Annotated in this window: 7 protein-coding genes; all 7 read right to left on the bottom strand. The window is 47.0% G+C overall.

The window, feature by feature from the left end:
* Window positions 1–594 precede the first annotated feature (594 nt).
* A complete protein-coding gene (locus tag B3157_RS12095) occupies window positions 595–2,118 on the bottom strand; it encodes an FGGY-family carbohydrate kinase (RefSeq protein WP_214079523.1) in 1,524 nt (507 codons plus the stop codon).
* 333 nt (window positions 2,119–2,451) lie between these two features.
* Window positions 2,452–3,936, bottom strand: a complete 1,485-nt coding sequence (locus tag B3157_RS12100; RefSeq protein WP_292590689.1) for an alpha-N-arabinofuranosidase — start codon at window positions 3,934–3,936, stop codon at window positions 2,452–2,454.
* 33 nt (window positions 3,937–3,969) lie between these two features.
* Window positions 3,970–5,880, bottom strand: a complete 1,911-nt coding sequence (locus B3157_RS12105) for an alpha-L-arabinofuranosidase C-terminal domain-containing protein (RefSeq protein WP_414674181.1) — start codon at window positions 5,878–5,880, stop codon at window positions 3,970–3,972.
* A 50-nt stretch (window positions 5,881–5,930) separates the two neighbouring features.
* Window positions 5,931–7,223 (bottom strand): endo-1,4-beta-xylanase, encoded by a 1,293-nt coding sequence (locus B3157_RS12110; protein WP_292590691.1) that lies wholly within the window; start codon window positions 7,221–7,223, stop codon window positions 5,931–5,933.
* 128 nt (window positions 7,224–7,351) lie between these two features.
* Window positions 7,352–8,230, bottom strand: a complete 879-nt coding sequence (locus B3157_RS12115; protein ID WP_214079519.1) for a carbohydrate ABC transporter permease — start codon at window positions 8,228–8,230, stop codon at window positions 7,352–7,354.
* 4 nt (window positions 8,231–8,234) lie between these two features.
* The gene (locus B3157_RS12120; RefSeq protein ID WP_214061145.1) at window positions 8,235–9,146 is read right to left on the bottom strand and encodes a carbohydrate ABC transporter permease; all 912 of its coding nucleotides are present in this window, start codon (window positions 9,144–9,146) and stop codon (window positions 8,235–8,237) included.
* A gap of 45 nt (window positions 9,147–9,191) precedes the next feature.
* Window positions 9,192–10,421, bottom strand: coding sequence for an extracellular solute-binding protein (locus tag B3157_RS12125; protein ID WP_099830426.1), 1,230 nt, complete (start codon window positions 10,419–10,421; stop codon window positions 9,192–9,194).
* Between the last annotated feature and the right edge of the window lie 728 nt (window positions 10,422–11,149).

Raw genomic sequence — 11,149 nt, forward strand, 5'->3', positions numbered from 1 at the left:
ATACCTTATGCCCTTTCTGTTTGCCGATCCTATCGGTCATAGGAGAGCTGTTGAATGATCAGGATCTCAGTGTGTATCTAATCTTTGACCATGAGTATCTCTCACCGCTTCCAGTCAAAAACAGATTGTCTGACCCCGGAGAGCATGGAGTGCCGTTTTACCGGCTGCTCCCTGCCGGAAGTGATTCCTCGCAGTCCAAATCTCTCCCGTCACTTCGCTGACCCTTCACCATCACAGTCAGTTCTTAATTCTGTGTCTCAGGCCATGTAGCGTGAATCATTTCCTGGAGCTCTTGATCTTGTGCCCTCTCTTTGTGGGTGAAGACAAATCGAGGGCTGTGTGAAATCGACAGGATTACATACCAGTCACGACTGAACCACTGACATACTCTCTTGAAATAGTCTGGAAGACAAAAGAACCTTGACCAGTCAGCTGAAGCAGACGATCAGCAATCCAATCGAGACTGGGGCATAGGTGTGGGCTGAAGTTACGATAAGACCAGGGGCCTGCCGTAGATGCATCAACCGAAAACACATCGTATGAGGATTCTCGGCTTAGCGACCTGTCTTTCTGGCTCTAACTCCTTACCCGTTCCTAGTGCATCTTCCACATTATCTCCTTCGTTTTTTCGTAGAGCTCTCGGAAAATCAAGTACTGTTTCTCGTAAACCCTCTGGTTTTCGGAATTTGGGCTTATAGGATCTCGGAACTTCACCCACTCCTTTATTCTTTCCGGCTTGTCTATCAATCCGACACCTAGCCCTGCAAGGAAGGCATCGCCAAACGGTGCTTCAACTAGACTGGATACCTGTCTCATTTTGTAACCGGTTATATCTGCAAAAATCCTGTTCCAGGCTGTTGATTTTGCAACTCCGCCAACTATCAAACATTCGTCGTCGAGCTTGAGTCCTGCCTTAATCCCGTTTTCTATATTATGTCTGAGAGCGTATGCAGCACCTTCCATGAGTGCCTTGTACATATGGGCTCTTGTGTGAACGAGCGTGACTCCAAAGAATACACCCTTCGCAAAGGGATCCCAAATTGGCGACCTTTCACCCATGAAATAAGGAAGTACCACGATTCCGTCACTTCCTGCAGGAATCTTTTCAACTTCCATGTCGAGGAGCTGATATGGAGACCTGCCTGTCCTGCGTCCAACAGACTCTTCGCTGTCGGCAAACTCTTCCTTGAACCACTTGGCAAGGGCTCCGGTAGTTGCCGAGCCTCCAAAAGAGTAGATTCTTTCAGTGTCGTTTACCACATATGGGAAGCTCACCAAACCAAACGGCAGATCCTTGCCGTCATGTACGGTACCCCAGCAGGTAGAGGTTCCGACCATTGCAACGTGTTCGCCTTCTTCAAGCGCTCCGGCCGAAAGCTGAGCCACCGGGGCATCTATCCCCCCTGAGACCACAGGAGTTCCTTCGAGCAGGCCGCACAGCTTTGAGCTTTCGGCAGTTACTCTGCCGACGATATCACTCGACTTGACGATTCTTTCAGGAAGGTATTCAATGGGTATACCAAGGGCCTCACACATCTCTTTCGACCAGGTAAGTTTTCTTATGTCGAATACTCCGCCAATATTACCTGCCGAGGAGTAATCAATCGCGTTTTCACCTGTAAGCCGATAAATCATGTAATCCTTCGGTGTCACGAATTGATATATCTTTTTCCAGATATCCGGCCTGTTGTCTCTAAGCCACATTATCTTCGTGAATCCATAATAGGAATCCACATAGTTTCCCGTAATCGAAAAGATCTTGTCTCTTGATATGTTTTCCTTCACCCAGGAGGTCTGCGATGTCGCTCGTCTGTCCATCCAGATGAGACAAGGGTGCAGAGGCTTCATTCCACTGTCAACAGGGACTCCTGACCCTCCATAAAGCCCGCTAATGGCCAGGGCAGCTATTTCCTTTTTCTCGACTCCCGACTTCTCAGACACCTCTTTTATGGTCTCGAAAGCCGCCTTGACCCAAACATCGGGCCACTGCTCGGCCCAGTTTGAACCGGGCTTAATGACGTCATATTCTCTTTGAGCTTCAACTAGAACCTCTCCTCTTTCATTCACCATTACACTCTTTGTTCCCTGGGTGCCAATATCACATCCGATTAAGTACATACACATCACCTTCTAGATTTCGTCGATTTTATGCCTTAACCACGATTTTACCTCATCCAGACCGGACTCGCCGGAGTCGAACTCCAGGCACTGTTGCATTTAAATGCTCACAAGACGGCAGGCATTATACTCACTTGAATACCGGCAACACGATAGATTCGCGGGCAACAAACAAATTCCTTCTAGACACAAGGTCAAGTTGATTGTTTTGCTCTGTTCCAAACTATTCTCAGTTGAAGACTCTTCCTTTCAGAGCCTCCAGAATGCCTTCTCCTCAGGTCAAAAAACTCTCATTGCCTGAACTTGTGCTGGAGGTAATCCTTTTTCAAAGGGTTATAGCTTTCCGTCCAGAGAAAACTCGATTACATTTGCCGACATCGAATCGAGCTTCACAGTCATTTCCGGAGAGCAGGAGGTCAGCTCTTTGCTCCCAAGTTTTATTCGCTCTGGATTTTCAAAGTCATTCATTTCATCGGGAGCAGATCCCGTCAGAACATGCTGGACGGCCCTCTTCTGGACTTCGATTCCCGAAAGATCGAGAGAGACTTCTACATCCTTCTGATAGTAGTTAATAAGGGCGACGCTCAAAATATTCTTATCTTCGTTAAAGGTGGCCGATCCATCAACATAGGGAACTTCGCTGAGCTTGAAGCTGTTTCGACCCTCGACAAATGTCTTGGAGCTTATTTCGTAAGTTTCAGAACCAATCGCCATGTCCAGGACAGTTCTTCCGGTATGATTCACAAATAGATCAAATGCATGATAGATGGGAGTCAGTACCATTTCGTCGCCCTTGGTCTTTATCATACCGAGTGCGTTTACCATTTGCGCAAGATTGGCCATCTGAACTGTATTAGCCATACGATGCATCACAGCGAAAATCCCTGCCGCAAAGAGACCGTCTTTCAAGGCGTAGGGTTCCTCCAGAAGCACGATTCTCTTCTCGGCGCCTTTCCTTTCCGCGCTGATTTTGTACCAGATGTTCCATTCATCAAAGGAGATCTTTACGTGATCCAGACGCAGGTGTTTTATCAGCCCCTCCAGGAGCTTAAGCCTCTGTTCACAGTAGTAGACGGAGGCAACGGTCCCAAAGTAGTCGTCACAGCCGTGATACTGATGGATAGAGATGTAATCTATCAGATGACCCACGTGTTTCAACACGGTCATGTCCCAGTCGGGGTTATCGGCTCCGACTGCGATTACCTTAATCGACGGATCCACACCCTTCATGAACTGAGTGTACTGGCGGAGTCTTTCTGCGTACTCGGCAGCACTGCAATGGCCGACCTGCCAGGGGCCGTACACTTCGTTCCCTATTCCCCAGTACTTAACATGGTAGGGCTCTGGATGGCCATTTTCTCTTCTCATTCGAGCGAATTTCGTCGGGGTGTCTAGATTGCAGTATTCTAGCCAGGCCATTGCTTCGTCTAGAGTCGCCGTTCCTAGACTAACGGCCAGATATGGCTCGGCATCGATTTCGCGACAATACTCTATGAATTCATCAGTCCCAAATCTGTTTGACTCCACACCTCCCCAGATGTAATTCAGAAGTTGAGGGCGTTTTTCGAGAGGGCCCATGCCGTCTTGCCAGTGGTAGGCAGACACAAAGTTTCCGCCAGGCCATCTTAAGATGGGACATTTTATGTTCTTCACGGCGTCCATGACGTCTCTTCTGAAACCCCTAGAATCTGATTTTGGTGATTTCTCGTTATAGATGCCGTCGTAAATGCATCTTCCTAGATGCTCTGTGAAGTGACCGTAGATCATATTGTCAATCTTTCCGATCTTCCTAGGCCAGATTTTTACGGCTGTCTGCACTTCATTCCCTCCCCAGTAAATTAGATAATCACTCTATAAGCCAACTGCTTTCAATCTCAGTATCGTTATGGAATTTTCTGCAAAGGTAAAAGTAAACTCGTTTGATAGACCCGATAGATCATATTTCTTGGGCAGTACCTTGTCCGGGTTCTGGAAAGTGTTTTCATCGAAGATGCTGTCGGACGTCATCAGAATGACTTCTCCCTGCCCCCTGATCTCAAGTTTTTCGCCAATTTCGACTCTGACCTCTTTCTCTTCGGGCCATGGATTCACAATCTTTATGATTAAGTTCTCCGTTTCACGATCATACTCGCAGACGTGGTACAGCGACTTGAACCAGTAACCGATAACCTCGAGATTCTCGTCGGTAAGCTCAGAAGGTATTACTACATCTCCGAGATTCTCATTGAAGAGTTTCTGAACATGATAACTTGGTGTTCCATACACTCTTGCGTTGTCGAACCAGATGAGGTCCGGCGTCCACTGCGACCAGCCCGGCCTGTTGAATAGGGGCGCGTAAGCCGCCATAAAAACTATGTCTGAATTGCGTTCAAGGCCAGTCATCAAAGCTGCTTCCGCCATTGCTGCTTGAAGGGTGTTCCTTGTCCCGGCCGCGTGGGCTGCGTATTCTCCAAGCATGACCTTTGGACCGGATCTGTCGTACTTGTCGTATCTATCCGTGTTTCTCAACATCCATTCCGGAACGGCATACATGTGCTCATCAAGAATTTCGACTTCGTTTTCTCTTGCCCATCTCCACGCCCTGTTGAATGAAGCTCCTTCATAAGAAGGCGGGCCGCTGAAAACAATGATGATTTCAGGATACTTCGCTTTGACAGCATCTCTGAACATCGGGAAGCGATCATGATATTCCGTGCCCCAATTCTCGTTTCCTATACCAATATACTTGACGTTGAAGGGCTCGGGATGACCAAGCTCGACACGCTTTGAACCCCAGAGTGAATTCTTTGGCCCATTTGCAAACTCTATGAAGTCAAGAACATTTTCAATCCATTCGTCCATCTCATCAATTGGGCAGTACTCGGCTCCCCGAACCTGACACGACATGCCCGAGTTGAAGATTGGTATGGGCTCTGCTTCCAGGTGTTCCGACAGGAGGAGATATTCGAAGAATCCGATGCCGTATGACTGGTGATAGCCCCAGAGGTTGTAGTTTGCCTTCCTCTCTTCTACCGGTCCGATTGTATCCTTCCATCGATAGGCGTTCTCCAGGCTGTCGCCTTCAACGAGGCAGCCGCCCGGAAACCTTACGAAACCAGGCTTAAGCTCTTCAAGCATCTTTAGAAGATCTACCCTCATGCCGTTCCAGTTCTCTTCAGGGAAAAGCGAAATCATGTCCAGGCAAACCTCGCCGGCACCTTTCAATGTAAGTAAAAGCCTGCCATTGCCGCAGTCTTCGGGAATTACGAATTCGACCGAATACTTCTCCCACTCAGCGCCGAAAACCGATCCGAGGCTTGCTTCAACGATTGTGTTGCTCTTCTCATCCGTTAGTAGAACTGTTATTTCACCGCTGTATTCCGAATTGCCTCGAATGAACACGGAAAACTCGTAGCGTTTTCCTTCCTTCAAAGGAATGCCGTCGTAACCGTTGTTGGAAAGCGATACTGATCTGTTTTCGGATTCAATATCAAAAGTCAAGTAATGGGGATTGTTCTCATTAAGCGGCAGGTCCGAGTCAACCGAGAAGGTGGCCTGGCAACCGGTTTCAAAGACTGCAACCCAGCCTTCGAGAGGATCTCTGTGTTCGAAAGATCGATTTCTTACCAACTCAGCGTATAGACCGCCATCTACCGCATGGTTTATGTCTTCGAAAAATACGCCGTAGAGTAAGGGACTTATCTCGGGACCGGGATTGCTGGGATCTATTGTCAGCACATGACCTGTATTCGCAACAAGAGTTTCCGGAATAAGAACCATCATGAGAACAAAGGTATATAAAATGGCGACTGTTTTCATTTAGAGCACTCCATTCATTGCCCGAGAACAAGGGTGAATTCATTCTTCTCACCCTTCTTAACGTCAATAATGAATGTCTCTGACATAGCTCCGCTTTCCACCGAGACCTCGTACTTACCAGCAAAACCGTTGAAAGCCACTTTGCCCGAAATATCCGTCTCGAGACGGACAGAGGTTTTCCATTCTTCGTGTATAAGCTTCTTCAACTCATCAAAGATCGGTTTTATCGAGAGATCGTCGCGCAGAAATCCGCTGCCTGACTGCCATGCCCTGTAGAAATTCCAGTACGTTATTGCCTCGACCGCCGGATGGCTGAAGAAGACTTTGTAGAATATCCTGGCGATCTCGGCCTGTATCTCTTCTGCCTCGCTTATGGAGACGTCGAAAGCATCTATCACGGCCGGAAGAGGAATCTGAAACTCCGATATATGAATAGGTTTTCCCAGCTGAGCCAACTCGTCAATTGCAAGATATATGCTTTCCAAGGATCGCAGCTGACCAAGCAGATCCTGAGCAGTGAAAATATGCGCTTCGGCCCCAATCACATCTATGGGAGTTCCTTCATTTATGAGTTGCCGGGCTCTTGAAATGAAGGCTCGCCTGGTCCGCTCATTCACCAACACCCCGTATTCGTTTAGAACTGTAATGGCGTCGGGGTCGGTTTCCTTAACTATTCTAAACGACTCGGCAATATAGTCCGAACCTATCGAGTCGAACCAGGGTTGAACAATAGGCTCATTAACGACATCCCAGTATTGAATGAGATCCTTGAACTCTTCGACTTCCCTAACAACTCTCGAAAAGAGATATTCCCGTACTTCTGCCCATTGACCGAGCTTTCCTTTCACTTCTACCCAGGCGGGCACACCTACGCTCGGCGGATTCCCCCAAACAAGTGTGTGACCCTTAACCGGGACTTCGTTTTCACCCAGCCATTGGGCGATCTTCTTAGAGGCCTCGGCCAACCGAATTCTTCCTTCTGTGGACTCATAGTCTGCCCAATAGAAGGAGGGAAGAGTGGCGAAGTTGAAGAGCTCAAGATACAAACGCTTATATTCCTGGAGATCTTCCTCGGGCAGTGGTCTGATCCCGAATCTCCTTCCACGGTTGTAACTGGTTTGAGCGTAAGCGTAAAGCAGGTATTCGGGAGCATTTCCGAAGTAGAACTCATGTGAAAGTTGCTTGGCGGACACCGAAATGCTATCTAATTCTTCTCCATCTCTATCTACGATTTCTATCTCAACCTGTACTTTTCTGTCGGTCTCTATCCTTTCTTCGAAAGTGCTTACATCAATATCGATAGGCAAAACACTACCTCCAAAAGATAGACTGCAAACAAGCAAGCCCAAGATCAACAGAAGACAAGTCCTTGGGGTCATTGCTGACTCTTCTTCTCCTATTTTCCGAAAAGACTTCAGTATTTTAGACATGGCATCTACTCCTTTCCAAGAGATCCCAGGGAGATTCCTTTCATCAAGTATCTGTGGAATGCGATGAAAATTATCAGAGATGGGGCGACAGAGAAGAAAGCTCCTGCCATCATAGGCCCAATACCTCTATACGGGTCTCCCCATCCCGCGCTAAACCTTATTAGTGCAATAGGTAGTGTGAACTTATCTGCTTTGCTTAGAATGAGCAGTGGCCAAAGGAAACTATTCCACGAACCCAAAAAGGTCATTAATGAAAGCACTAGCATTGCCGGCTTAATGTAAGGAATCACTATGCTTATTAGGAACCTGAACTTGGAGCAGCCGTCTATCCAGGCCGCGTCCTCCAGCTCTTTGGGAATATCTAGCATATATTGCCTCAAGAGGAAGACGCCAAACGTTCCTCCAAGGCCTGGTAAGATCAGAGCGAGATAGGAGTTTGTTAATCCCATTCCGTTAATTATGAAGAAGTGGGGTATCAAAAACAGCACTGCTGGAAAGGCCAGGACCGCAACATACATCCAGAAGATGAACATTCTTCCCCTGAACCTCAGTCGAGACAACGCGTACGCCGCAGGGACTGAAAGCATTAGAGTAGCCAGTGTTGAGCTCACAGCGACAATCACGCTATTTAATGTCGCCTTTATTAGCGAAAGGCCTCCCGAGGGTGCAAAGATTATTTTGTAGTTCTCGAGTGTTGGGTTATTGGGTATCCATTGCGGGGGAGTTTCAATCACAGCAAGTGTGGTTGACTTCATTGAAGTTGACAACATCCAGAAAATTGGCGCAAACCAGAAAGCTGCAAAGGCCCAGAGAAAAACAGTAATAATCGCTGCAGTCATTCGTTTGCTGAGCTTTTTCTTGTTTTTCGCAACTGTAGAAGCCATTATCTCACCCCTCCGTCGATCGTATCGATTTGGTGACCAGTACAAGTTGAATCACAGCAAAAATCAGTACGATCGCAAATATATACCAGGAAATCGCTGCAGCTCTTCCGAAATCCTGTCTCTCAAATCCAACAAGGTATAGGTAATAAACCAGAGTACGAGTAGTTCCGGCCGGCCCCCCTGCGGAGAGAATGTAAGCCTGATCAAAGAGTCCAAAGGCCAGTATGGCTTGTCGAACAACGTCGAAAAATAGCACGCTCTTGATCCAGGGTAAAGTGATATATAAGAATCTTTTCCACGGGCCTGCGCCATCTAGTTTTGCCGATTCGTATTGTTCGGGGGGAATTCTCTGCAGGGCTCCCAAGTAAAGCAAAATGCTGAACCCCACAATCCACCATACAGTTACCAGGATAATCACTCCCCAAGCAACTGATGTGCTGCCAAACCATGAAACCGCGTTGTTTATCGCGCCAACCTTGTTGAGATAGTAATTTGCTAATCCAGAAGGAAAAGAAGCGAAGATCCACTTCCATGAACTAAGAATACCTACAGAACCAAAGAATGCCGGTGAAACAAATGCAATTAGAAGCCATAGTTGGCCAAACCTCTTCTTCTTGAGAATGTGTGCAAAGATAATGGCAACGATTATCGTGAGTGGAACACTGATTATCGCAAAAACCACTGTGTGCTGAACCGTGGGCCAAAATCTTGAATCATTCCACGTTCGAATGTAGTTGTCAAAACCGACAAACACGTTATCCTTGAGAAGACTCCAGTTGAAGAAACTAATTACGAGACCGAAAACCAGTGGAACCACAACAAATAGAGCGAAGAAGAATAGGTGAGGGAGAAGGAACAACCACGATCCTATCTCCCTGCGGAATCGTTTAGGTGATTTTGAATGTGATCGTGTCAATTACTCCTCCTCCCTTCACCAAGTAAAGCGATTACTTATCTGCGATTAGTTTCTTGACCAGTAGTCGTCAAGAATTTCCTGAACGGCGAACGAAGCTTCCTTCATACCAGCTTCCGGAGATATCGAGTGCAGCACCAATATTTCCTCAAGGTAGACTGCTATTTCGGCCTCTATTTCCGATATCAGCGGGAACATCTGGAACTGTCTTACGTATTCGGAATCCTGAGATACTGCGTAAATGTGAGGCAGTCTCTCTTTCAACTCCTGACTCTCGGCGAGTGATTTTCTTGCAGGAGTCTGTCCCGCTTCGTACCAATCAATCGCGTGGTCCCATAGATACTTGATGAATGTTGTCGCGGCTTCAAGTGTCTTAGGATCTTCGACCATGACTCTTGGCATTGCCAGTACGTGAGAACCTCCAAATACGGCCTTGGTGTTGCCTAACTGAGGAGCTACCGCATAACCGAAATCCTCACCCAGCTGTTCCATCCAGGGCTTAATGGTCCAGATACCGGTTATCAATACTGTGCTCTCCCCGGACTGGAAGGACACGCCAGGGTCGGCTACCTGCATGGGAAGAATACCCTTGTCCTGCATCTCGAGCATCAGCTTGCAGACTTCGATTCCGGCTTTCTCGAATGCCGGCTCCTTAAAGTCGTCTGTCAACACTTCTCCGCCGTGCTGCCAGAGAAGGTGGAACCAGATCCATGTCCAGGCAGGGTTTTCGTAGTATGGAGTAAGTCCTGGAGGTGTAATGGGAATTAAAGCTTCCATTGCGGAAATAAACTCTTCTCTTGTCTTCGGCGGGTTGTCAGGATCGAGACCGACCTTTGCGAAGTTTCCTCTGTTGTAGGCCATGTAGAACAGCCATATGTCCATTGGAATACCGACGATTTTACCATCTACTACAAGTCCGTCGAGGACACCCGGGAAGATGTCGTCAGTGTCAATTCCATACTTGTTAAGCCATTCTTCCGCTGTGAAGCCCTTGAAGTGTTCCAGATAGAGAGGCATGTCGAATTTCCTGATGAACATGATCTCGGGGGCTGTCTTGGATGCAATACCCATCGAGAGCTTGTTCTTCATATCAAGAGAAGACTCTACCACAACATGGACGACTTCAATATCCGGATGTTCGGCATTGAACCTTGCAACAATCTCGTCCATGTAAGCGCCGTCAGCTCCGGTAAGCGGCGTCATCATCGTAATCGTTACACCGAAAGAGAAGCTAACAGCGACAACCAGCGCAAGTGCCAGAAACATCAACTTTCTCATTTGTTTCACCTCCTAATAAAGGTAAACGTTTGATAGTCGAAAAAGAACAGATCGCAATCAGGTGTTCACTCTTTAGCTTGTCATATCACCCCCCAAAAGAGTGGATTGTTTCAATCTGTCAGACCTCTAAACAATTAAGATATATCTTCCGTGAATGAGTGTTTGGTATGAGTTGGATTCGAAAGTCAAGGCTTAGACGAATGCTGATCGGAAAACATTTATATGTACGTACCTAGTTGCAAAACAGAAAGTTCCTCACAAATCAGTTCCGCAAAAAAGTCTGTTCCGAATGCTCCAAAGCCAAAATAATCGATGATGTTAAGAGAAGAATCAATTTATGATCATATTCTAGCAAAACATCGAATGGCTCACCAAATTGAATTATAGACATTCTGCGATGATCAGAGCCTGACTTCGCCCGATATCTTTCTCATTCGTTGCTCGAACACCGAAAAGATCGGTTCTCTTCGATTTCTTTCGTGTTTTCATGAAGTAATGTCCGTACATATATAGAGCAGAGAATTCGAAAAGGAAAGAGAGATTGCCTGTGTCGAGCTGAATATTTCTTTGGAGTCGTGGGTTCAGTAAGCCGGTCGTTCAGCATCATTTTGATTCGCTCAACGCTGAACGCTGTGAAGAGCCGTCCTTCGAAGAGCAGTTGCAGGTTTCTAGTTCCAAGTTGCAGTGTGCCAAGAAGGCGAAGAAGGAAACTTCTAGCCATGCTTAAT

The sequence above is a fragment of the Mesotoga sp. UBA5557 genome, from assembly GCF_002425715.1.
In the GTDB taxonomy this organism is placed as follows: Bacteria; Thermotogota; Thermotogae; order Petrotogales; family Kosmotogaceae; genus Mesotoga.

Bases quoted from the DNA above. Each gene is read 5' to 3' on its own strand.
- B3157_RS12095 (WP_214079523.1), bottom strand. From the start codon at position 2,118: ATGTACTTAATCGGATGTGATATTGGCACCCAGGGAACAAAGAGTGTA.
- B3157_RS12105 (WP_414674181.1), bottom strand. From the start codon at position 5,880: ATGATGGTTCTTATTCCGGAAACTCTTGTTGCGAATACAGGTCATGTG.
- B3157_RS12115 (WP_214079519.1), bottom strand. From the start codon at position 8,230: ATGGCTTCTACAGTTGCGAAAAACAAGAAAAAGCTCAGCAAACGAATG.
- B3157_RS12125 (WP_099830426.1), bottom strand. From the start codon at position 10,421: ATGAGAAAGTTGATGTTTCTGGCACTTGCGCTGGTTGTCGCTGTTAGC.